The organism is Halopenitus persicus, assembly GCF_002355635.1.
GTDB classification, from domain to species: Archaea; Halobacteriota; Halobacteria; order Halobacteriales; family Haloferacaceae; genus Halopenitus; species Halopenitus persicus_A.
In genome coordinates this window covers 2,893,676-2,915,054 of the sequence record NZ_AP017558.1, presented here as the reverse complement: position 1 = coordinate 2,915,054, position 21,379 = coordinate 2,893,676, and the positions used below count along the sequence as shown (strand labels likewise).

The window sequence follows — 21,379 nt, the reverse complement described above, 5'->3', positions numbered from 1 at the left end:
GGCAGGTTTGAACGCAACCGTTTATAAGCAACCAGCGTCCACCGAATCAGATGCAATGTCGGAAATGAAGTCCGTCACCGAGATCGACTCGAAGGCAGAGATGGTTGAGCGCATGGGCGAGATGGATGCGGATTCCCTCTACGTCCTCGAGGACGCTGTGGAGGCGGCGGAGCCGTGGGGCGAGGAGGCCGTCGAACGCGTCCGCGACCGTGCCCAGACGTTCCTTCAGAAGGGCGCGATGCCGTACGGTGACAACGATATGGAGGATGAGGCTGTTGGCGTGTACGAGGTGGCGCAGGCGGCCATCAGGGCCGAGGGTGGAGAGCCGCTGAGTGGGAGTGGTGCTGGTAGCGGGTTCTACGCGCGCTCGGCGTACAAGCGGAATATGAAGCGTCTCGCGGAGATTACGGATGGTGTCGAGTTCGACGATCTGGACGTGCAGGAACCGTCCAAGATGGAGGAGTAGTCGGCGGCGTCAGTCGTCGCGGTAGGAGAGCCACAAGTCGGAGGGCTCGGCGACGAGGTTGTCGGCGCGACTTGTCCAGTTGTAGCCGTCCTCGCCAGCGCGGTAGGTCTCTCCCTCGTTCACTTCTTCGGCCACGCCGTCGAACGCGGAGGCGGTGATGTAGCCGATGATGCGCCCGGTGGTCTCGTTGATGCGCTCGACGCAGTAGTACATCAGCTCGTCCACGTCCTCGTCGCCGTTCTGGATGCGCTCCATATTCTCCCGGTGACAGTCCTGCTTGACCTTGAGCAAGGGGGTGCGACCGCACGCGTACCCGTAGTCGGTGGTCTTGACGTCGACCGCCGTGCCGTCGATCTCGAGGTCTACACCGCCGTCGCCAGAGCGCGTCAGTTCGTCGTCGAGGCCGTGGATGGTGTAGTCGTCGGAGTGATGCTTGGCGACGACGGCTTCGCCGAACGCGCCCTTCTCGTGCTGTTCTCGACTGGTCTTCGCGTTCGCCGCGCTGGAGAAGTCGGTGTTGTAGTCGTCCTCGTCGGGGTTGTTGTACCCGGTGTCGCTCCGTCCGAGCGCGATGATCTTCACCTCGTTCATCTCGCTCTCGCGGAGTTCGACGACCGGGTGCATCCCTTCGTTGTAGAGGCCCTTCTCGACGGCCTCGGCGATCACGACGACGCTCATCGCGCATCACCCGCGTTGTCGCGGTAGATCGCTTCAAAGAGGGTTTCGCCGTCGTCGCGTTCGACGCCGGCGGTGGCTCCTTTGAGGTTCTCGTGGACGGTGTTACACCGAGGACAGCTGTGGACTTCTCCACTGTTGTCGCCGGCGACTCTGGCGTACTCGTCGGATACGGGCTGGCCGCACGACTTGCACTGGGTGCCGGAGTCGTCGGCAAGGAGTTCGGGTAGAATCTCTACCTCGTCGTCCTCGGTGTCGTCGGGCTGGTTGGTGGGCGTGGCGGCGTCGGTGTCGACAGAGTGTGACGAGTCGGACTCGTCGGCGGCGTCGTCTGCTTCGAAGTCGGCAAACGTCGATTGGGTCTTGCTCATGGTTCGTGGCTGTACGCCTGAAGTCCGTTTGTGTCGGACTTCTGACTGGTTGTAGCCACTCCTCGCTTATAGGTATTGTCCGAAACAAGACATATCAGAGTAGGAACCGTACTCGAGGATGGATGGAAGACCTGTCCGACTGCGACAAGCGCATCCTCGCCGAGATGGAGGAAGCGGGCCTCGTGAAGCCGGAGATGATCGCCGAGGAACTCGACGAGTACCACCCGCAGTACGTCCGCGACCGGATGCGCACGCTCGACGACCGCGGCCTCGTCCACCGTCACTACCGAGGCGTGTACGAGATCACGGAGGCCGCCATCGGCGCACTCGACGAGGCGCGCGACGACTGACCGCACCGACTTGTCACCCTACGTTCAGGTTTATACCCGTAGGAGACGTACATCTAGGTACAGAGACAAGTTCGACTTGCACGGAGTCAGCCGTCCAGTTTGGCCTGCCGAGGTGACCCGTTGACGCGGCCAGATGCCTTCCTTGAGACCCCTGTCCCCGACGATGCCTTCCAGCCGACAGCAACCCCCCGAGGACGACGATGAAGCCGATGTGGTGAGTGAGACGTGGCTGAGCCTTCTGAGCGACGCGATGCACCATCCTCGTGTGTGCAGTAACTGCTTCCGCGACCGCCGCGGAGCGACTGAGCAGGACTTCTACCGTACGAGCGGTGGCTCCAACTCGGAGTTGCGGACGGAATGGTGTGTTCGCGACGGCACCGCGCCGCCGTGGACGCCGGGCGCGGTCTCCGAGCACTGGGATCGTGACCCGCTCCCCGCACGCGGCGACGCGATGTCGCTCCGAGCGTGCCTGTCGAGGTTGTTCGACCGGCTCGCCGAGCTGGCGGACGTGGAGCCCGACCGGGACGCGGGACTGGACGCCGCGCTCGACGCGAAGTGTGACCCGGAGGTGACGCCGGACGCGGGGCGGTGGCCGCCGGATGCGGTGTATCTCGCCGTGGGTCTCAGGGCTGCGTTGGATTCGGCTGACGTGGACTTGTCCTGACGTGCCGCGCCCCGGACTTGGGGACGCCCACCTGTTCTCTGTTGGGTTGTTCTCTCGTGGTGGCTGTACGCCTACCCTCGCAGGGGCGTCCTCGGGGTTCGACTCCCCGACGCGGCCTTTGGCCTTCACAGGCCTGTGACCGGGTTGCGCTCCCCGGCATCCGAGCGCGTTCTTCGACACATCATGACGAACGAGAAACTTATCGACGCATCTGAAGGCGCTACCCTCGCCAGCAGAGTCGTCGCCGCGATTCTGACCGTCATGCTCTTCGGCAGCGCGTACGCCGTCGAGCAGAACGGCCTGATCCGTCTACTCATCGAGGAGACCGGGTTCATCGCGACGACTCTGGTGTCGCTGGGCAGCGTCGCTGTCGTCTTCCACCTCGTCCGGAAGGCGGCAAGCACAGACAACGCGTGGGTCACGCGTGGCGCGTACGGGGGTGCAGTCCTCGGCGCCGTCCTCAGCGTGGCCGACGCAGCGAACAACCTCTACGTACTGTCCACGACCGGCCTCCCCGACGGGATGCCGCCGGTGACTCCCCTCGTCGTCGCGGTGGCCGTTACGGGGGCCGTCGTCGCCTACAGGAAACCCACCCCCCGACCGGCTCTGCGCCGGCTCTGCGAAGGGGTGGATCGCAACCGCCTCCAGCAGGCTGGCTCGGTGGCATTCTCCATCCTTGTCGTCTCGTCGATGTTTGTAGGCATCGTCCAGTTCGGCGTCGGAGGTGTGGAGGCTGCTGCCCCCGAGGATGGAAAAGAAGTCTGGAATCACTCTCTACACGGTAGCAATACCGTCAATTCGGTGACAGAGACCTCTGACGGGCTAGTTGTCTCGGCGGGATACGGTAACTACGTGCGTGCGTACGATCCGGGCACCGGCGAGGAGGCTTGGAATCACTCGCTTCACAGCAGTTACGTGACATCGGTTATCGAGACTGATGGTGGGTTGATCGTCTCTGCCGGGGACGACAATATGGTGCGAGCCTACGATCCGGGCACCGGAGAGGAAGTGTGGAACTACTCACACGGAGACCGTGTGTGGGACATCACACAGACTTCTGACGGGTTGATCGTGAGTGCTGGTGGAGATGGTGCGGTGCGGGCGTATGACCCTGACACCGATTCGGAAGTGTGGAGTCACACGCTCCACGGTGGTTCCAGCTATAGCGTCTACACCGTGATGGAGACCTCTGACGGGTTGATCGTCTCGGGTGGGAACGACAACACGGTTCAGGCGTATGACCCGGATACCGACTCGCAAGCGTGGAGTCACTCCCTCCACGGAAGTACTGTGAAGTCGTTGGCGGAGACTGACGGTGGGTTGATTGTGTCCGGTGATAGTGGGAGCTATGATCTGATTGCGTACGATCCGGGTACCGGATCGGAAGCGTGGAGCAAGACGCTTGGTGGAAACGTGAATTCACTGATTGAGACGTCGAGTGACCTCATCGTTGCTGGTGTTGCTGATAATTCGGTTCGGGCGTTTGATCCATCCACAGGTGATGCCCAGTGGGACTATTCTATACACAGTGACGGTGTGAAAGATGTGAGCGAGATGTCGAATGGGCGTATCGTATCCGGTGGGTATGACGACACCGTTCGGGCATACGACTACGGCTACAGCACGTCCGACCCGGTGAACGGCACGGTGGAAGACCAGAGCGGCGCCCCGGTCAGCAACGCGACCGTTGAGGTGTGGGGCACGTATTCGTCTGTAGGCAGCATCTCGGAGCAGGAGGCCACGCTGGATGGTCTGGCTGATCCGACGCCGCCGGGCTTCGACGCGGACTTCGACGCCCGCTCGAACCTCGTTGAGAACAGTGACGTGAGCGGTGACGTGCCGCTCGTGTACTCGACGGAGGAGATCGGCGCGACCGCGTACTCGGATGGCCCGTCGATGGAGACGCCGCGCGTGCAGGTTCCCGCCGGCGAGCCGTTCGCTGTCGTCAAGTGGAACCCGAGCGCGGACAGCGGTCTGCTCGGGACGGCGGACGCGTACGAGCGCCAGATGAAGGGTGAGCCCTCGTCTGGCAAGGTGAAGATCGAGCGCGTCGGCCCCGGTGGTGACGCGACGGACACGTTGACCGTGGAGACGGACGAGCGCATCTCGTCGGACGCGTGGGGCGTCTCGACTCGCCTCCAGTACGCGGAGGTGAGCCTCTCGCCCGGCTACTACGAGGTGACCTCGATCAACGAGGATGGTCAGAACCACAGCTACCTGATCCAAGTCGGCACGGGCGAGGAGATCATCAACCTCGTCCGTGATGACCTTGAGGACACGCAGGATCAGCTGTCCGACCGGGCGCAGCAGGTGCGCGACGCGATCAGTAACGACCGCGTGTACCGGACGACGGTGACGACTGACGCCAACGGCCAGTTCTCGGCGGAAGTCCCGTCGGGCGTGCAAGTCGTGCAGGTGCAGGCCTACTCGGCTGGTGGCGTGCTTGACGGCGTGGATCCGAGCAACCGTTCCTTGAGCGAGGCCCGTAGTCTCGCGCAGTCGAGCGATTACACGGGCAAGTGGTACATCGGCGAGCCGACGCGCGTTGAGGCACCCGCGAGTGGTGTGACGGTCGGCGTCGTCGGCTTCGACACGGCGCCGAACACCAATATGACCGAGGTGATGAACCAGTTCGACAGCTGGCAGGAGTTCCTCGACAGCGAGTACGGCGACACGAAGCTCGCCGATCTCTACGAGGAGCGCATGGATGAGGTTGGCCGCGACCGCCTCGAGTCGTTCTACAACGATCTCAAACCGGTCATCGAGTCGAACCCGGCACTGCAGGAGCGCGCCGAGGAGATCAACGGTGGCGAGCTGAAGCCGCCGGAGGACGCTTCGACTGAGGAGCTTCGCTCGCAACTTGACGCGATGCAGCAGGCCGTGACGGAGATGGAGAGTACTGTTGGTGGAAACTCTGACGTGACGTGGAACGACGACGGTACGGTTGACTACACCTTCGAGACGGACGCGGGTCTGCTGGAAGGTGTCGACTCCTACAGCGTCCTCGCCATCGCGCCCGACGGAAGCACGGAACCCGTCCCTGACGAGAAGGTGTCCGCCTCTGGCGATACCGTGAGCGTCGAGGGGTACGAGGTTCCGTCTGACCAGTCAGGTGTGAAGTTCCGCCTCGTCGCCGATGCCGGCGAGGAAATCGTGCAGGATGCGACGCGAAGCACGAACCCCGCGTTCAGCGGCAACGTGCCCGCGCTGGAGAGCATCTCTGTCGGCACCAACATCCCGCAGGTTGGGGAGACGGTGACGATGACCCTCAACGCGGAGGACGAGATCGCGTACGGTAGCGTGCAGAGTGCGACCGTGTACGGGCCGAATGGTGAGGTGAACGCGACCGTCGTGGACGGTCAGACCGTCCGGTTCACTCCCGGCGCGGCTGGCGAGCACGACGTGCGCGTCGTGTACACCAACAGCGACGGCACGACGTTCGCCGAGAGCGTGACCCTGCAGGCGAAGGAGAACGCGCAGACGACGCCGCCGAGCGTCCGAATCGTGGACGGTACGAACTCGCGGTACGCGCTCGCCAGCGGTGTCGAGGCCGCCGAGGTTGAGACGGTCTCGGAGGGCTCCAGCATCGACGTGACGGTGCAGCTCGCCCGGGGCGAGATCCCGTCGGAGATCGACATCTACGCGGGTAGCGTCGTGAGTGGGCCGCAGCAGGAGATCGACGTGCAAGTCGTTGAGGGCGCGGAGCAGTCGGCTGTCTCGGAGCAGATCACCGTGCAGGTTCACACCGGCGAGATCGGTGGTACGCCGGCGCCGTGGAGCGATGGAGCCGTCGTTGAGCGCGTCGCTGGCGAGGATGGCGAGCCCATCCCGCGTAGCGGTGGCGCGGCTGGCGACGTGGATGAGAAGCAGAGTGGCGCGGGGACGACGATCACGACGTACACCGACGAGACTGGTGGCGTGACGGTGAGCGTCGATAATGACCCCGGCATCGTGGAGCGCGCGACGTATTGGGCGTCGCAGCAGCTCCCTGACCTGCCGAGCCTGCCGTTCGGCGCGGTGAGCGTCAACGGCGACGGTCTCGGTGGTGTCGCCATCGGCGGCATCGGCCTCGCGGGCCTGTTCGCGCGGCGACGTGCGGCGTAGAGTAGGATAGACAGTCAGGCGGCCCGCTGGCGCGGGCGTTGTGGCGGTTCGATTCCGCCGCCGCCAATTAGGGCTTCTTGCCTGTAGATAATGAACGATAGAGACGATACTACCTCGACTCGGCGAGAGTTTATGCTCGGTTCGGGGGCGGTGGCATCCGCCACTCTGTTCCCGTTCGGTGGTGGCTCAGACGCAGCATCGACACATATTGACGAGTACACGGGATGGATGGCAACCGTCCCAAGCGCGATCAACCGCTACGGTAGCGGCGGCTGGCCGGGCATCATCGTCCAACTCGACGCGGACGACAGTTCGGCGGCGGACGCGATCCGTGACTGGGCGGACGCGGACGACCGTCACCTCGTGGACGTGGACGGACAGGGCAACCGTGCGCTGGTGGCCGCACCGCTTGACTACGCGGCGGCGGGGTTGGCGTCGCCGTCCGACGCGCTCCCCGGACTGGACTACGTGGAGGGGTTGGCGATGGACGTGCAGATGACGCGCCCGGATCCCGTCGGCCAGCTCGCCGAACAGGGCGCGTTCTCTGCCCCGGAGGCGCCGTTCAACATCCCGCTGGACGGAGCGTTTGACCAGAGCGACGTGGCGTACAGCGGGGACGTCCAGCAGTCCACGATGGCGGACGCTCGAGCCGCGCTCAACGCGGACTCTGTTTCCGCGACCGGTTCTGGTGTCACCGTCGCTGTGCTGGACGACGGCGTCGACGTGGCGTCGGACTCCAGCGTGTTCGGTAGCCGCATCTCGGCAGCGAAGAACTTCGTGAGCGGTGAGACCGGCATCAGCAACGCGGGTTCGGCGAGCGGGCACGGGACGTGGGTTGCGTCGGCCATCGCGGGCAACCCCAGCGACTCCACGTATCAGGGCGTCTCGCCCGCCGCGTCCCTGCTCGTCGGCAAGGTACTCGGCGAGGGCGGCGGCTCCAGTCACGACGTGGCGAAGGGCGTGCGGTGGGCCGACCGCAACGGTGCGGACGTGATCAACATGAGCCTCGGAAGCCACCTCTACTCGCCGGAGGTGGTGGACGCCATCGAGGAAGTCCTCGATGAGGATGGTGACGTGTCGGCGGTGATGATCGCCGCCGGGAACTCCCGCCAAACGACGCGGTGGGTGGATTCGCCCGCGTCTTCGGCGACGGACATCGAGGGCGCCCTCGCGGTGGGCGCGACGACTGTCGACCCGCCTGCGGAGGCACAGTCGGTCTACTTCTCCAGCGTCGGCACTCACGACGGCTACACCGACCGGAGCGCGGGCAAGACGCGCAAGGGGACTGTCGAGGTGGCCGCGCCCGGGGCGCAGATTGAGGCCCTCGTGCCCACGTCGGACGGCGGCACGACGACGTCGAGCAAGTCCGGTACGTCGATGGCGTCGCCGCTGGCGGCGGGCGTCGTCGCACTCGGTATCGAGTCGGCCTCGTGGACTCCGAGTGAGGTGGAGCAGCGACTCTCGGACACGGCGCAGCCCGTTCCCGCGGCTGGCGTGACCGAGGTTGGGTGGGGCGTCCCGCTCGCCGACAACTTCCTGAACGGGACGAACCCGGACAAGTCGCAGGCGGATGTCCGCTCGGACGCGGCAGCGGCACGGGACGCGGCGAATCGAAGCCTCTCCGGCAACCAGAGCAACCTCGCCCCACTCCGGTTCCTGATTGACCTGTAACGATGAGTGACGACCGAGATACCTTGACGCGCCGCGAGTTCTTGCGTGGTAGCGGTGCGGCTGCCGCCCTCGTCGCCACCGGTGGAATTGCGGGCCGCTCGTCCGCGACCGAGCACACCGCGCACTGGCGCGAGAAGCCGGATCACGTCTCCCTGACCTTCGATCAGGTGGCGATGGAGGAGTACCGCCCCCGGTTGGAGATTCACCATCTCGACGTTGAGCCGTCTGCGCTGTACGGGTGGATCGCGTCCTCACCCGAGCACGAGACGGACGTGTACGTGTATTTCGCCAAGTACGCCACTCAGCGCGGTATTTCGCTCCTCGACTCGCATATGCACGATAGAGAGCCGTTCTACGTGTTCGTTGACCCATCCGACGGAAGCGTTCAGGAAGTCGCATATTCGGGCTATCACTGGTTCAGAGCGAGCAATGCGAGCCCGCCCGTGGACGGGGACACGCACGTGACCGCGCGCGTCGTCAACCCCCACCACCATTTCGTGCTCAGCTCGGAGTCGGCGATCCGCGAGGACGTGCCGGTGGAGTCCCTCGTCGACGAGTTCGACATTTGGTTGTCGAACGGATGGGGCGAGAGCCTGCACCCCGGCGCGGCGACGAACCCGTGGGTGATGCGCTCGCGCGAGTCGTGGTGGCGTGAGAAGGACTGGGAGGACAAGATCGCGCTGACCATCTACGACGCGTACCGGCTCGCCGGCCTCGCAGGCGCGGACGAGGCGGACATTTGACCCGCACTGGCGTTTCGCGGCGGTTCGATTCCGCCGGCGGGCGTCACGGCCCTTCGCGGGCCGCGCGCGGATTCTCCTGTAGTTCGCGTGATATGTATAAAAGTCTACAGGACGTACTAACGCACGCAGCGTTCCCTCCATGAACGGAAAGCGATTCACAGCAGTGATCGCGGCGCTTGCGCTGGTTCTGTCGGCCTTCGCCGCCCCCGGCGTCTTCGCCGGATTCGCCAACGCCAGCGATCACACCGGCATCTCGGCGTCCCCCGATAACGCGGGCGAGACCTCCACGGTCAGTCTGACCGAGGACGTCCCGTCCAACGCGGACTCCGAGACCTTTGCATCGTTCAAGATCAACGCGGACAGCACTGACTTCAGCAACGTCGCCGCCTCCGACGTCACCGTCGGTATCGACACCAACGGTGACGGCGCGGTGGACACCACGCAGTCCAGTGACGTGTCTTCGGTGTCCACCTCGGACAGCGGCACCACGCTGACTGTCTCGATGAACACGGGCTCCACGTCGATCGCGACGCTCGCCGACTCGGATGACCTGATCATCGACGTCGCCAACGCCAGCAACCCCGCTGACGAGGGCGACTACAGCGTCAGCACGCAGGTCAACGGCTACGAGGCTGGCAGCCACACGCTCGACATCACCCCGCCGCTCTCCAGCACGACGTTCACCGTCGTTGACCGCGACGGCAACGCCGTCGAGTCGGCCACCATCGCCGTCGAGGGCAGCACCTACACGACCGACGCCAACGGCACGGTCTCCGCTGACCTGACCGCGTGGGAGCACACCGTCGTCGTCTCCGCTGACGGGTACGATGACGACTCCCGCGAGATCACCGTCGCTGAAGGCGGTGACAGCGCGGAGATCACCATCGACGAGCGCGGCGCGGAGGTTGCCTCGCCGCAGGTTGAGGGCGTCCAGCTCGCCGCCGAGCAGCCCCGCTTCGGCTTCGCGCCCACCAACATCGGCTCCTTTGACCTCGGCTTCCTGACCGAGGAGGTCACCAGCCTCGAGGTCTCGGAGCAGGCGACTGACGGCACCCTCGTCGTCGACATGCAGGGCAGTGACCTCACCGACGACTTCTCGACGGAGGCCAGCGATGGCGAGCCCGTCGACGAGTTCACGGTGGAGGTTGACGGCGAGAAGGTTCCCGTCTACTCCGCTAACGGCGACAACGCCGAGGACGGCGCCACGTACGGTGTCTACGACAGTGACGCGCAGAGCGTCACCGTCCACCTCGGCGACGACTACAACGGCTCCGAGGAGGTTGACGTCGGCGTCTCCAGCAACGAGCTTGGCTTCGACGAGCAGTTCGACGTGTTCGGGCTCGATGACTTCGTCCCCGGAGGCGTCCCCGGACTGTAGATAGCGCGGCCCTCCCTCCATCATACTTCCAACTATGCTAGGAGACACTCTCGGCGACACGCGGGCGCGAGCCATCTACCGGCTCGTGTTTTTCCTCGCCAACCTCGTGACCGGCGGCCTCATCATCGCGCTCGTCGGCTTCATCGGCGGCGTGCTCGGTCTGGTCTACATGCTCCTCGACGTCCTGTACGGTCTCGTCCTCGACGGTGACGTGCCGCTGAGCGAGGACGGCGCGATGTCGTGGTGGATGTGGCCCATCGACATGATGGCGTGGACGCTGTTCGGCGACCGCGACTTCCCGTGGGCGCCGTACTGACGACAGGGTAACGCACCTTCAACCAACCCTTGCCCGCTGACGTTCCACTCGGGGTCATACCCGGGAGCGGGCCTCAACGGTGCCAATCACACCGTGTCCCTCCCCGGAGGACATCCGTTGCTCGGCGCCAGACTGCCTCGGTGACTGGGGCGAGTGGGCCGACGAGGCCCGCGAGATCGTCTGCGCGGAGTGCGGACGTGTGCTCTGGATGGATCCCTACAGCGAACTATGAATCGGAAGAGAATCCCCGCAATCACGGCTCTTGCCGCCCTCCTTGTCGCCCTCGTGGGCGTTCCCGGACTCGCCGTCGCCGACGGTCAGAGTCCCGTGGACGCGATGCTTGAAGACGACGAGGACACCTCCACTATCGAGTCCGTCTCTGACCGGGCGAAGGCACTCGGTACGGCGGTAGTGAGCCACGCACAGGCAATCAAGTACGACGTCGACAGTATGCTGGCCGGTGAGGAAGCGACTCCCGCCGGCGATCAGGCGCAACTCGTCCGCGACGAGTTCAACGCCAACTCCAGCGAGTGGGTGTCGTGGTACAACCAGCAGGACTACCCCGCCGACGCTGACTGGCAGGTGATCGCGCTCACGTACGAGGGCGAGGACTCCAGCGAGACGGACTACCTTGTCCTCAACTACGACTCCTCGGCTGACGAGTACACCTCCGCCGAGATCGTGGACGAGTACGACGGAGAGACCGATCTTGAGCAGAGTGTGAGCGGCCCGTTCGTCCACAGCTACGACGACACCGCGGAGGCGCACGAACTGGTCTCCGAGGTGTACGACGGCTACGTCACGACCGGCGAGGACGTGACGGCGGACGACAGCTACCTCCGAGACCTCGCCACGGACTACCTCGGTCACACCGAGGGTGATCTGGTATGATCGACACAGACCCATCTGACCTCCTCGAATGGCTCGAAGACAAGACCCGCCTAATGGTGTGGGCGGACGAACCGCGCGATCAGCTCGCGGCGAACCTCGTCGTGTTCCTCGTCGCTCTCGTCAGTTCGAGCGTGACGCTTGGCGCGACGCTGGTGATCGCGTTCATCACCGGCATCCTCGCCATCGTCGGCGCCACCCGCCTCGCCATCGAAATCATCCGCGACTAACCAACCATGATCCGCAAAGCAATCGTCGTCGCCCTGCTCGCCCTCGTCGTTAGCAGCGGCTTCGCGCCGCTCGCCGCCGCGCAGGGCGACGTGATCGCCATCGACGAGGACAACCATCTCGCCACCGACGCGGCCGTCGAGGAGTTCCAGTCGGACGGCAAGACCACGGCGGAGATCGACCGCGTGCAGATGACCCTCTCGGTACACGATGATCCGTGCGAGGCCGGGCTAGATCCGATTGTCTGCTCGACTCAGAACACCTACCTCCGCGTCCAGTACGACGAGGGCATCGAGCGCACGGTGCGCGTCAAGGTGGACGCGGAACTCGTCGAACCCCGCGTCAAGCAGGGCCTTCAGGCGGAGAACTCCGACGCCGTCGTCGCCAACGTGGAGCCGGGGGAGAACGGCGAGTACACCGTCATCACCCTCGAGTTGGACGGCAAGAGCGACGCCGTGTTCGAGTTCAACGCTGCCGAGGGGATGTTGTGGGACGTCCGCCACAGCGCGTCGGGTGCGGTGGAGGACGTCACGGGTATCAGCGCACCCGACAACCCGCTGAGTAGCGGGGAGTGGCAGTACGTCGATCCGTCCGCGCTCGCGGGCGAGGACACGACGAAGCACCTTGACGTGCCCGATGGGGCGACGGTGCAGTACGACCGTGGTGACATCGAGAACACGACTGAGGACTCGACGTGGTTGGCGGTACCTGACTGCGAGAACCCGTCGGAACAGCCCGTCTGCTCGTACGAGGCCGATGGCGAGTCCGGCGTGTACGTGATGTCGACGCAGGAGGAGCCGCCGCAGGTTCGTTACACCGATGGTGTGTCGCCGGGTGGCCACGTCGGTGGCGCGTTGAACGAGTTGCAGAGCATCGTCGACGACACGCTCAACCAGTTTGGATCGCTCTTCGAGTAGCCTTTCAACACTCAAAGAACAATGGTAGAAGTCAAACTCCCCCGAGGGCTTTCGGGATGGCTTACCGTCGCCGCGCTTGTCGTGATCGGTTGGCTGTTTCTGCAGACGACGACGCTGCTTGCGTGGTTGATTGGTTCGGTCATCATCGCCGCCATCGCGTACGCCCTCTACGTCCTCCTGTACAGGTTCGTGAAAGTTAGCAAAGACAAACCCGTCCTCGGCAACGGCCGAGGTGGTAACCGATGACGCCGACCGTCCTCGTCCTGCTGGCGGTGGCCGGCGTCGTCGCCGCTGGTCTGATGCGACTCTGGCCGGAGGCGACGCGGACGGCGGTGTCGACGATTCGTCGCGGCCAGCGAGCCATCCTGACGCTCGTGGCGGTGTCGTTCGTCATCCTGTTCCTCAGCACTGGAAGTCCGTTCTTCATCGCCTTGGGCTTCGCACTGGCCGTCATCGGCTTCGTGCAGTTGCTTGATGCAGACATCCGCGACCGTCTCCCCTTCTAACCACTATGAGCCGCCAACAGATTCTCAACCTCAACGATCAGGTGACGGAGTTGCTCGCCCGCCCCGACATCCCACGCGATGTCAAGACGTGGGCGAACGACGAGCTTGACGAGGTACAGCCGCTGATGGACAGGATTCTTCGCCCAGACGCCTTCGAGCAGTACCTCGTCGAGTACGTCCGCAGACAATCCGAAAGCGACGACCGGGACGAACCGGCGTGCAAGTGCCGGAACTCGTCCTGCTCGCTCCTGCGGGGCAACATCCCGCCCGTGATCCGGATGCACGACGACGCCCGCAAGGGAATCGCTGCGCACCGACGCGGGCACGGTGGCGAACCTGTCGTCCTCCGCGAGGCGGAGTCGTCGTTCCGGGAGATGATGCGCGAAGTGGTCACCACGCTCCGCCGCGTCATCACGGCCCTGTCCAGTCACGAGCGCATCGAGCGCGAGGGAGCGGCTCCCGAACCAGCCGCGTTCTACTGACCCTATTTTCGACATACTATGACGAAATCCTTTGACGAACACTTCCAAGACAAGCAGATCAAGGAGGACGAGTGGTCTCGACAGCGGCTTGTGCGGGAACTCATCAAGCGGTGTTCCCGGGCGCTCGCCCGCGATGACCGCAAGCACTACCAGTACGTCGCTGTGCGGATGACCGAGTTGGACGAGTTCCTGATCGACGACGCCGTCGGTGAGGTGTACCAGTACGGTGAACAGCTGGCGGACTGGGACGGCTGGCACTGGCTGGCGATCAAGCAGTTCCACGACGAACCCAAGAAGTACATCGCTCAACTCGGCAAGAAACCGCCGAGTTCGACCGAGGAGGTACAGCTCCGGGCGAAGGGACTGGTTGACGGCCACACGCGGGCAAAGAATACCGTCGAGAAGGCGTTCAAGAGCTACGTCTGCATCGCCGAGTACGAGGGGCTGATCCCCGAGGAGATGCGCGACCGGGCGGACGCCCTCGCCTTCGGGACGAAGGTGGGTGAACACATCCAGAGTCGTGAGATGGATCTCGGCGAGGAAGTCGGGATTATCACGGATCAGTCCGGCCCCGTGAAGGTGCTGTACAGCGGTGGGACGGGACAGGGGAAGTCGGCATCCGAGGAGAGCGAGGAGTACGCGTTCTACTGCCGCAACTTCGAGCCCGGAGAGCCCAACACGAAGATCATCGACGTGATGGGGTTCTCCTTCGAGAACTGGTTCAAGGACATTCCTCAGCAGCAGGCGTCGCTCAAGCGCATCCGCGACGAGTTCGGACTCGCCGAGGACGTCACGCACCCTGAACTCCCGCGACCGGAACTCGAGGTGTATCACCCGTACACGCCTGACCTCCCGGACGCACAGATTCCGTACGACACGAACAGCGAGGAGTTCCTCGTCAAGCCGTACACGGTGGCGGCAGCCGACATCCCGAGTGACCTGTTCATCTCGCTGATGGGCGGCCGGCTGACCGAGCAGCAGGCGGCGGAGATTGAGACCGCGTACGACAAGATCGACGAGGAGCAGGACGACTGGAGTCTCGCCGACTTGATTGAGCAGATCAAGTCGCTGGAGGACACGGACGCGGGCGTGAAGGCGCGCGCTATCCACGCCGTCGAACGCCTCCAGCGACAGGGATGGATCCGTACCAGCGAGTGCGAGTACAACATCGACTTCGACGAGGTGATGAACGACGAGGAGACCATCACCGTGTTCTCGCAGGCGTACATGGACGACTTGGCGTCGAAGCTGATGGCGTTCGGCCACCTCGTCAACGTCATCCCCTCGATTCGGAAGAACACGGACTATGGGAACGAGTGCGTCCTCGTGATGCGGGAACTTTGGGAGGTTGTTCCCCACTCCCGACGTACGAGCAGCGACGATCACGCCGAGGCCCTGCAGAAGGAGATCGGTACGAACCTCGGCAAGACGTTCCGACGGAACCGGCACCAGTCCATCCACGTGCTGGCGGACACGCAGAAAATCGGCGACATCCACATCAGCGTCCGCGAGATGTTCAACCGGTACGTCATCTTCAACGAGAAGAAGGACTCCGTGAAGAACGCCTTCAGCTACGTCGCCGCCGACAAGTGGAAGCGGTTCTACGAGACCCTCAATCAGAAGGCCGGGCAGGCGGGTGTCGTCGGTCAAGTTGAAGAGTCGGTGGAGCGCGACCGCATCGAGTTCCTCTCGCCGATCCACTACGCCCCGGCCCCGTTCCACCACTGGGACGAGAAGAAGGATCAGGGCGGCCCGGCGGCGCGCGTAAAGTACGTGCAGAACGAGAAGCTCCGAAGCCCGGCGGACGTCGAACACGCGGACTGGAGCCTCGAGGAGCCCGAGACGCCGACCGCCGAACTCGCCGACGAGGACAGCGAGTACGATCCCAAGATGCACCCCATGCTCGCCTACGTCGAGGAGTGCGTCGAGCAGGCCAGCGGCAACACCGCCGTCGACGACGTGAAGACCAGCCACAACGAGTACCGCGAGGCAGTTGGGCGCGAGAAACTCGAACTCGGCACACGGAGCGGACAGGTCACGTTCGCTAACGACTTCACCGACGCCTGTGCCGAGGTACTCGGCTTCGAGCCCGAGAAGCGAGAGTTGTCGGAGGGATACGTCTACGAGGGCATCCAGCTGACCGCGGCGGGCAAGGAGTACCTCGACACGGCGCGTGAGCCAGAAGTAGAGGACGCGTCGGAACCAATCGACACGGATCGGTAGCAGACCTTATCGGTGATTTCGGGGTTGCGGACGGATTCCGACCCGCTCGGAGCAGGGCAGGAGGGGGTGTGCGCTCAAAGAATTTCACGCGATAGGAATTGATCGCGGGTACGTGGTAGCGCGCGTGTTCATAGAGGCTACAAAGTAGCACCTTCTCCAGTGGTTGCGATGGTTGCGACAATCGGGGGCCGTCCCTCGATTATAGTTGCGATGAAGGTTGCGATGGGGGTTGCGACGGTCTATAGCCGGGTGGCCACCGGGGTCTCATCGCGGCTCCATGGGTCTCGCTTCACGCGGAGGTACCCGCGCTTCTCGCGGATATACCCCTTCTGACGCCACACTCGCAGGCACTCTTCAACCATCTCTGGCGGCAGGTCATCGCACCGCTCCTCGACGCGCTCGCGCGGCACGGGGCCGTCCGAACGTCGAAGCTCGTGCCAGACCTGCTTCCTGATCTTCTCTCTGGTTTTCTTCTTCGCCGTCTCGTCCCCGCTTACGCCGAATTCGGTTGCATATTCGGCGTGCTTCACACCCACGTTCGCGTCAACCTCGCCAGCCGACAGCATGTCGTCCACGACCGCCTCCACGTCGGCGACGGCCGCGCCCACGTCGTCGCGCATCACCTCCACGCGGCCTCCGATGACGGCGTACGGCTTCTCTTCACCGCCCTCGCCGGTCTCGACGCGGTAGCCGTGGACGGAGACGGCGCGCTTTCCGTCCGACTCGCCGCCCTCGAAGAGGATGGAACCGTGGAACAGCGCGCGCCGGCCGAGCAGGTGGACGACGCGGGCAAGGATCCCCGCGCCCGCGCCAGTCGCGAACGTCATCGGGAGCGATTCGGTCACTCCGTAGGCCGTCATCCCGGCGACTACGGCGGCAAAGACCGTCAGCACGGACTTGAGGACGAACGCGCGGACGACGGCGTTGCTCACCGTCGCCTCGGCGGCGGAACGGATGTCGCCCCACGCCTCGCGCGCCTGATGCACGACGCCGAGGACGATCACGGCGGCCACGGCGGCCAGCAAGACCTGCACCTCGACACTGACGTCGCCGATCGCGGTCGCGACCGTCCACATCGAACCGTCGACGATCGCGACGAGGAAGTAGACCGGGACGAGCGGCGCGACAAGCACGGCAAGCACGCCCCACGCCTTCCTCGCGACGAGATACACCAGCGTCGACGGCTCGAGGGCGAGCGTCTCCGGGTCAGTCGCCGTCCGAGCCAGCTCGCGCACCCACTTCGCGCCCGCACGGACGCCGAGGACGAGTCCAACCAGAGCGGCGGAGACGAATCCGACGACTCCCGCGAACTCGCCGACGACCGGAGCCAGCGCAACGTGCGGAAGAACGCCGGCCAGCCAGACGACGCCGAGTCCGAGACAGAATCGGAGCGCGACGCGGGACTTGCGACGGATCATCGACGTGTCCACGGCCTCGATGCGGCGGTCAAGGACGGACACGATGGCCGCGCCGACGAGTAGGAGCCCCGCGGTCACGTACCAGTGCTGGTAGATCGTCGTCATCACCAGCGTGCCGTACGCGAACACGAGGTTGGCCACCAGCTCGCCGTGCGGGAAGGCGGTGAGCGCGGTAGCGCCCGCGTCCACGACCGTCGACGTCGCCGCGGTAAGCGACTCAAGCACGCCACTACCTCCGGGGTAGGACGGGCTCTTCGTGATGTGCTGGACGACGGACTCCGTGCTGACCGCCACCGCGCCGCCGACGGCGACGAGGACGGCCAGTTCGACGAGACGGACGCCGAACGTGGGGAGCGGCGCGAGCAGGCGGGAGATCCCGTCCTGAACGGCGCCGATGGTCTCGGCGATCGCCCCGTGCTCCCCATCGGCGGGCGTGCCGGCGTCGTCCTCCCACAGGGCACAGATGGCGTCCTCGTCGGGCTCACGGAGCGTGACGGTCTCGGGCGTCTGCCGGTACTTCGAGCGGAGGACGTGCTTCTTGACCCGTGCCTGCCGCTCGTCGAGGCCGCGGTACGCGATGCGCCACCGGATGATGGCGAGCGCGGCGACGGCCAGCGCGACGACGAACGCCGCGATGACGCGGTGGACGGTCTGAACCTCCGTCGCGTTGATCTGGGCGAGCGCGTCAATCATTCTGACCACCACTGCGGAGACTGTCGATCTGCTCCCGCGCCTCCTCGACGGGATCGTGGTTGTCGATTGCCGCGTCCAGCGCCTCGACAGCATACGTCGAGACCGGGATGTCGAACCGCTCGTCCGCAACCTGCGCCTTCTTCAGATGGTGGCCGAGGAAGTAGCGGAGCGTGTCCGGCGTGCCGTCCGGGCGCGTGTCCGGCATCTGCCGGACGGTCTGAAGCATCTCCGCGAGGTACTTGCCCCACTCTTCCTCGCTGATCACGTCCGTCTCAACGTCCAACTCGTCCAGCGTCTGCTCCAAGTCCAGCGAGACCGGCGTCTTGAGTTCGGAGTAGTCGATGTCGTGTTCGCCGTAGTCGAAGTCCACGACCGGGCGACTGTCACCGACTTCACGGACGAGTGCCTCGTCGGGGTCATCAAGTTCGTTCACCTCCACGTCCTCGGCGAGTTCCTCGGGGGCTTCCTCGACAATCTCGGCGGACTCGATGTCGCCATCACCCCCGCGTTCCACGAGGGCGCGGTACCCGACTTGCCCCATCGCCTGCAGTCTGTCGTGGGCGAGGTTCAGCGGGGAGACCGTCTGGTAGAACGCGGTCTCCTCGTCGAGGAGCGTCCGGCCGAAGTCCTCCTCGGCGGCCTCGGCGATGGCCTCGTCGGTCACGATGTCGCTGGGGCGCACCTTGGCGGCCTTGTGCAGGCGGTCACGGGCGTCCATCTCGACGGCCCGGTCGGCCAGCGCGCCCTCCTCGGCCTCGACGGACTCGTAGATGCCGAGCTTGCGGCGCATCCGCTCCGTGACGACGGTGTGGTATCCGCCGAACTGGATGATGATGATCAGACCACCGATGCTGCTGATGAGTCCGATGGCGAGCGCGGTGTAGCTCCCGGACAGCGCGGCAAACGGACTCGTGTACAGGTGGTACCGCTGGACGACTTGCCCGAGGAACTGTTCGGGGTCATCGGACTGGGAGTCGTAGTAGCCGAGCCGCTCCAACTCTCCGAGAGTCTGCTCAGCGAGCGCGCTCTGGTTCTCCAGCTCGTTGAGTCGCTCTTGGGACACGTAGACGCCGCCCGTGTCCTCCGTGCGGACGGCGGCTTCGTACCGGACTTCCCGCGTCTCCGTCGTCGTGCCGTTCCCGTTCTCGGACTCAACCTCTACCTCTTCCTCGACTACCCAGTAGACGGTGTACGTGCCGTCAGCGTCCGCTCCGAGCGTGTACACTTCCATCTGCTCGTCGTACGCCATCGAGCCGCCGTCCTCGGCGACGCCGTAGCTCTTCACGTCCTCGGCGGCGAAGTTCTGCGGCTTCAGATCCAACTCGGCGCCCTGCGCCTCGTAGAGCGGCGTCCCGTCTTCCGTCGTTGTGGGATCGCCGACCGCCTCGTCGACGTGTGGGGGTTGGCTGATGGCCAGTTCCGCGCCGTTGATGGTGGCGTTCGTGTCTGTCGTGTTCGTGTCGGAATCGCCGCTGGTGTCCTCCTGCGCCACCGCCACCATCGGCGCGAAGCCGGTGGTGACGACGAGCACGAGCAGGACGGCGGCGATGCTTCTAATGCTATTCATCGTCCTCAAGAGCGTTCTCGATGTCTCCGAGCCCGGATTCCAGTCCAGTCGTGACGCGGGAGGGCTCGGCTTCCCGCATATCCGTGTAGTGACGCTTGAACTGGCTGAGATGCTTGTCGAACTGCTCCTTCGCCATCTCCTCGGCGTTCTGCGCCCGCTCGCGGAGCGTCTGAATCTTCGACTCCTGCTCCTCGATCTGCTCCTTGAGGTTCTCGATCTCCTCCTTCTGGTTCCGAACGGTTTCCTTGTCGGCGAGTTCCGGCCGGTCGGGCTTCAGTTCCGCAATCCCACCGCGAGACAGCTCGAATTCGGGGGAGATGTGGGAGATGTACGTGCCCGTCTCGGTGCGCCGCACGGACGCCTGCCGCCGGACGAGAATCTTCACCGGCTCGTCCGGTCGCTCCTCGAAGCCGAAGTCAGCGCGGCGGTACGCCTCCCACTTGAGACCGAACCACCTCGTCCCCTTGTAGGGGATGAACACGGAGTTGCCCTGCTTCGAGGTGACGTACTCGCCGTGGAACCGCCGCATCGGCTTGTTCGGCAGCGGTGAGTGCTGCACGTAGGTGTCCGTGTGTCGGAGCTTCCGACGGGCGCGGTTCCAAACCATCACACCCACGAAGGCCGTGTAGGCGGCGATGACCGCCGCCGCGATGACGAGCGGGTTGGTGACGAACGAGATGAAGAACGTGCTGCCAACCCACGTCAGGTAGCCGAGGACGGCGGCGAGGAGGATTCCCCAGCCGAGTGCCACCCACTTGTACGACATCACGGTGCCGACGAGGCCGGACTTGGAGCTGTCGTTCAGCGTGTCCGGGTCTTCGACGAGTTCGGGATCGACGGCCTCGCCGTCGTCGGGGTGGTACATCCCATCCTCACGGGTGCCGGCGCCCATCCTGTCCTTGATGCGGTCACTGGCACTCATGGAGCATCACCCCCGCAGTCGGGGCAGCAGTCCCGGCAGACGGCGACGAGTTCGCCGTCCAGAGTCTGCAGATGCGATTCCTCGACGATTCGGGCGCATTCGGGGCAGAGCAACTGTTTCTCGCCAAACCACATGTCGGCGATCTCGTCGAGACTCACGGCGCATCACTCCCGGATGGGAAGGGCTGGCCGCAGTACGCACACGCGCTGGCCGCATCGCGGTCACGCTGCGCGTCTTCGAGCTGTTTAGCGGCGACAGAAGGCGTCAGAGACACGTCTTCGCCGGAATGGCAGTCGCTGCAAACGATTTCGTACCCTCTGTTCGTCCAGAGGATCAGCGGTCGATTAACTGTCACTCTACAGTCATATCTACGCCTCTGCCCCGGATAAACCCCTTCTCGAAGTGACAAGAAGAACCGCGTTACTGCAGGGCCGCGACGGCCCGAACGCCACCCCAACCGGCCTCGTCAAGCGTCTCCGCCAGACGCTCGAGTACGTCGGCGATCTCCTCGGCGTCCGCACCCTCTTGCTCCGCCAGTCGAACGGTCGAAAGGACGTTCGCGGCGAGAGCAGTAGAGGCCTCCGAGGCGGCGGGTGCTCCCCCACCCCGGATGCGGTCGGCGATGTTCTCCAACTCCTCGGCGGCACGCGTCGAGTCGCGGTAGCCGTCGAACCACAGTACGGCGTCCGTCACCGCGTCCCGCGCGTGCAGGCTGGTCATGGTCTCGTCGTCGATGCTTGGCTGTTCGATCATCTACTAGATCCTCGGTGTGTGACCCGGATATAGGGCCGGAAAAA

Annotated in this window: 22 protein-coding genes; 15 read left to right on the top strand and 7 right to left on the bottom strand. The window is 64.7% G+C overall.

Annotated elements, in window-relative coordinates; genetic code table 11:
• Nucleotides 1–55: 55 nt before the first annotated feature.
• On the top strand, nt 56–466 hold the full coding sequence (locus tag CPZ00_RS14210; protein WP_096391483.1) for a hypothetical protein: 411 nt from the start codon (nt 56–58) through the stop codon (nt 464–466).
• A gap of 9 nt (nt 467–475) precedes the next feature.
• Here CPZ00_RS14210 and CPZ00_RS14205 read toward each other — a convergent pair whose 3' ends face one another.
• Together CPZ00_RS14205 and CPZ00_RS14200 are read right to left on the bottom strand one after the other, a co-directional pair.
• Nucleotides 476–1,144, bottom strand: coding sequence for a hypothetical protein (locus tag CPZ00_RS14205; protein WP_096391482.1), 669 nt, complete (start codon nt 1,142–1,144; stop codon nt 476–478).
• Nucleotides 1,141–1,512, bottom strand: coding sequence for a DUF7563 family protein (locus tag CPZ00_RS14200; protein ID WP_096391481.1), 372 nt, complete (start codon nt 1,510–1,512; stop codon nt 1,141–1,143). The genes CPZ00_RS14205 and CPZ00_RS14200 overlap by 4 nt, the downstream gene beginning before the upstream one ends.
• A gap of 122 nt (nt 1,513–1,634) precedes the next feature.
• On the opposite strand from CPZ00_RS14200, the gene CPZ00_RS14195 reads away from it, so the two are divergent.
• From CPZ00_RS14195 to CPZ00_RS14135, 14 genes are all read left to right on the top strand, one after another.
• Nucleotides 1,635–1,862 (top strand): winged-helix domain-containing protein, encoded by a 228-nt coding sequence (locus tag CPZ00_RS14195; protein ID WP_096391480.1) that lies wholly within the window; start codon nt 1,635–1,637, stop codon nt 1,860–1,862.
• Nucleotides 1,863–2,076: 214 nt separating this feature from the next.
• On the top strand, nt 2,077–2,526 hold the full coding sequence (locus CPZ00_RS14190) for a hypothetical protein (protein WP_157744271.1): 450 nt from the start codon (nt 2,077–2,079) through the stop codon (nt 2,524–2,526).
• Nucleotides 2,527–2,709: 183 nt separating this feature from the next.
• Nucleotides 2,710–6,630: a WD40 repeat domain-containing protein gene (locus CPZ00_RS14185; RefSeq protein WP_096391478.1), complete on the top strand. Its 3,921-nt coding sequence runs from the start codon at nt 2,710–2,712 to the stop codon at nt 6,628–6,630.
• 228 nt (nt 6,631–6,858) lie between these two features.
• Nucleotides 6,859–8,301 carry a S8 family peptidase gene (locus tag CPZ00_RS14180; RefSeq protein WP_157744270.1) on the top strand — a complete coding sequence of 481 codons (1,443 nt, stop codon included), beginning with the start codon at nt 6,859–6,861 and terminating at the stop codon, nt 8,299–8,301.
• Nucleotides 8,302–8,303: 2 nt separating this feature from the next.
• Nucleotides 8,304–9,044 carry a twin-arginine translocation signal domain-containing protein gene (locus tag CPZ00_RS14175; protein WP_096391476.1) on the top strand — a complete coding sequence of 247 codons (741 nt, stop codon included), beginning with the start codon at nt 8,304–8,306 and terminating at the stop codon, nt 9,042–9,044.
• Nucleotides 9,045–9,183: 139 nt separating this feature from the next.
• The gene (locus tag CPZ00_RS14170) at nt 9,184–10,422 is read left to right on the top strand and encodes a carboxypeptidase regulatory-like domain-containing protein (RefSeq protein ID WP_157744269.1); all 1,239 of its coding nucleotides are present in this window, start codon (nt 9,184–9,186) and stop codon (nt 10,420–10,422) included.
• Nucleotides 10,423–10,456: 34 nt separating this feature from the next.
• Entirely contained in the window at nt 10,457–10,738 is a 282-nt protein-coding gene (locus tag CPZ00_RS14165) for a hypothetical protein (protein ID WP_157744268.1), read from the top strand.
• A 228-nt stretch (nt 10,739–10,966) separates the two neighbouring features.
• Nucleotides 10,967–11,629, top strand: a complete 663-nt coding sequence (locus CPZ00_RS14160; protein ID WP_157744267.1) for a hypothetical protein — start codon at nt 10,967–10,969, stop codon at nt 11,627–11,629.
• Nucleotides 11,626–11,856 (top strand): hypothetical protein, encoded by a 231-nt coding sequence (locus CPZ00_RS15460; RefSeq protein WP_157744266.1) that lies wholly within the window; start codon nt 11,626–11,628, stop codon nt 11,854–11,856. The genes CPZ00_RS14160 and CPZ00_RS15460 overlap by 4 nt, the downstream gene beginning before the upstream one ends.
• Before the next feature lie 6 nt (nt 11,857–11,862).
• Nucleotides 11,863–12,771 (top strand): hypothetical protein, encoded by a 909-nt coding sequence (locus tag CPZ00_RS14155; RefSeq protein ID WP_096391472.1) that lies wholly within the window; start codon nt 11,863–11,865, stop codon nt 12,769–12,771.
• A 21-nt stretch (nt 12,772–12,792) separates the two neighbouring features.
• Nucleotides 12,793–13,017: a hypothetical protein gene (locus CPZ00_RS14150; protein WP_096391471.1), complete on the top strand. Its 225-nt coding sequence runs from the start codon at nt 12,793–12,795 to the stop codon at nt 13,015–13,017.
• The gene (locus CPZ00_RS14145; RefSeq protein ID WP_096391470.1) at nt 13,014–13,277 is read left to right on the top strand and encodes a hypothetical protein; all 264 of its coding nucleotides are present in this window, start codon (nt 13,014–13,016) and stop codon (nt 13,275–13,277) included. Before CPZ00_RS14150 ends, CPZ00_RS14145 begins: the two co-directional genes overlap by 4 nt.
• A gap of 5 nt (nt 13,278–13,282) precedes the next feature.
• Nucleotides 13,283–13,759 (top strand): hypothetical protein, encoded by a 477-nt coding sequence (locus tag CPZ00_RS14140; protein ID WP_096391469.1) that lies wholly within the window; start codon nt 13,283–13,285, stop codon nt 13,757–13,759.
• 18 nt (nt 13,760–13,777) lie between these two features.
• Nucleotides 13,778–15,982 (top strand): hypothetical protein, encoded by a 2,205-nt coding sequence (locus tag CPZ00_RS14135; protein ID WP_096391468.1) that lies wholly within the window; start codon nt 13,778–13,780, stop codon nt 15,980–15,982.
• Nucleotides 15,983–16,221: 239 nt separating this feature from the next.
• Here the strand turns inward: CPZ00_RS14135 and CPZ00_RS14130 are convergent, their stop codons facing one another.
• From CPZ00_RS14130 to CPZ00_RS14115, 5 genes are all read right to left on the bottom strand, one after another.
• Complete coding sequence (locus CPZ00_RS14130) at nt 16,222–18,093, bottom strand: hypothetical protein (protein WP_096391467.1); 1,872 nt, start codon at nt 18,091–18,093, stop codon at nt 16,222–16,224.
• Nucleotides 18,086–19,660 (bottom strand): hypothetical protein, encoded by a 1,575-nt coding sequence (locus CPZ00_RS14125; RefSeq protein ID WP_157744265.1) that lies wholly within the window; start codon nt 19,658–19,660, stop codon nt 18,086–18,088. Before CPZ00_RS14125 ends, CPZ00_RS14130 begins: the two co-directional genes overlap by 8 nt.
• A complete protein-coding gene (locus CPZ00_RS14120; RefSeq protein WP_157744264.1) occupies nt 19,653–20,582 on the bottom strand; it encodes a hypothetical protein in 930 nt (309 codons plus the stop codon). The genes CPZ00_RS14125 and CPZ00_RS14120 overlap by 8 nt, the downstream gene beginning before the upstream one ends.
• Nucleotides 20,579–20,740, bottom strand: coding sequence for a hypothetical protein (locus CPZ00_RS15455; protein WP_157744263.1), 162 nt, complete (start codon nt 20,738–20,740; stop codon nt 20,579–20,581). Before CPZ00_RS15455 ends, CPZ00_RS14120 begins: the two co-directional genes overlap by 4 nt.
• A 262-nt stretch (nt 20,741–21,002) precedes the next feature.
• Complete coding sequence (locus CPZ00_RS14115) at nt 21,003–21,335, bottom strand: hypothetical protein (RefSeq protein ID WP_096391464.1); 333 nt, start codon at nt 21,333–21,335, stop codon at nt 21,003–21,005.
• Between the last annotated feature and the right edge of the window lie 44 nt (nt 21,336–21,379).

Bases quoted from the DNA above. Each gene is read 5' to 3' on its own strand.
- CPZ00_RS14180 (WP_157744270.1), top strand. From the start codon at position 6,859: ATGGCAACCGTCCCAAGCGCGATCAACCGCTACGGTAGCGGCGGCTGG.
- CPZ00_RS15460 (WP_157744266.1), top strand. From the start codon at position 11,626: ATGATCGACACAGACCCATCTGACCTCCTCGAATGGCTCGAAGACAAG.
- CPZ00_RS14140 (WP_096391469.1), top strand. From the start codon at position 13,283: ATGAGCCGCCAACAGATTCTCAACCTCAACGATCAGGTGACGGAGTTG.
- CPZ00_RS14145 (WP_096391470.1), top strand. From the start codon at position 13,014: ATGACGCCGACCGTCCTCGTCCTGCTGGCGGTGGCCGGCGTCGTCGCC.
- CPZ00_RS14135 (WP_096391468.1), top strand. From the start codon at position 13,778: ATGACGAAATCCTTTGACGAACACTTCCAAGACAAGCAGATCAAGGAG.
- CPZ00_RS14160 (WP_157744267.1), top strand. From the start codon at position 10,967: ATGAATCGGAAGAGAATCCCCGCAATCACGGCTCTTGCCGCCCTCCTT.
- CPZ00_RS14175 (WP_096391476.1), top strand. From the start codon at position 8,304: ATGAGTGACGACCGAGATACCTTGACGCGCCGCGAGTTCTTGCGTGGT.
- CPZ00_RS14150 (WP_096391471.1), top strand. From the start codon at position 12,793: ATGGTAGAAGTCAAACTCCCCCGAGGGCTTTCGGGATGGCTTACCGTC.
- CPZ00_RS14200 (WP_096391481.1), bottom strand. From the start codon at position 1,512: ATGAGCAAGACCCAATCGACGTTTGCCGACTTCGAAGCAGACGACGCC.
- CPZ00_RS14120 (WP_157744264.1), bottom strand. From the start codon at position 20,582: ATGAGTGCCAGTGACCGCATCAAGGACAGGATGGGCGCCGGCACCCGT.
- CPZ00_RS14205 (WP_096391482.1), bottom strand. From the start codon at position 1,144: ATGAGCGTCGTCGTGATCGCCGAGGCCGTCGAGAAGGGCCTCTACAAC.
- CPZ00_RS14155 (WP_096391472.1), top strand. From the start codon at position 11,863: ATGATCCGCAAAGCAATCGTCGTCGCCCTGCTCGCCCTCGTCGTTAGC.
- CPZ00_RS14185 (WP_096391478.1), top strand. From the start codon at position 2,710: ATGACGAACGAGAAACTTATCGACGCATCTGAAGGCGCTACCCTCGCC.
- CPZ00_RS14195 (WP_096391480.1), top strand. From the start codon at position 1,635: ATGGAAGACCTGTCCGACTGCGACAAGCGCATCCTCGCCGAGATGGAG.
- CPZ00_RS14115 (WP_096391464.1), bottom strand. From the start codon at position 21,335: ATGATCGAACAGCCAAGCATCGACGACGAGACCATGACCAGCCTGCAC.
- CPZ00_RS14130 (WP_096391467.1), bottom strand. From the start codon at position 18,093: ATGATTGACGCGCTCGCCCAGATCAACGCGACGGAGGTTCAGACCGTC.
- CPZ00_RS14125 (WP_157744265.1), bottom strand. From the start codon at position 19,660: ATGAATAGCATTAGAAGCATCGCCGCCGTCCTGCTCGTGCTCGTCGTC.
- CPZ00_RS14170 (WP_157744269.1), top strand. From the start codon at position 9,184: ATGAACGGAAAGCGATTCACAGCAGTGATCGCGGCGCTTGCGCTGGTT.
- CPZ00_RS14210 (WP_096391483.1), top strand. From the start codon at position 56: ATGTCGGAAATGAAGTCCGTCACCGAGATCGACTCGAAGGCAGAGATG.
- CPZ00_RS14165 (WP_157744268.1), top strand. From the start codon at position 10,457: ATGCTAGGAGACACTCTCGGCGACACGCGGGCGCGAGCCATCTACCGG.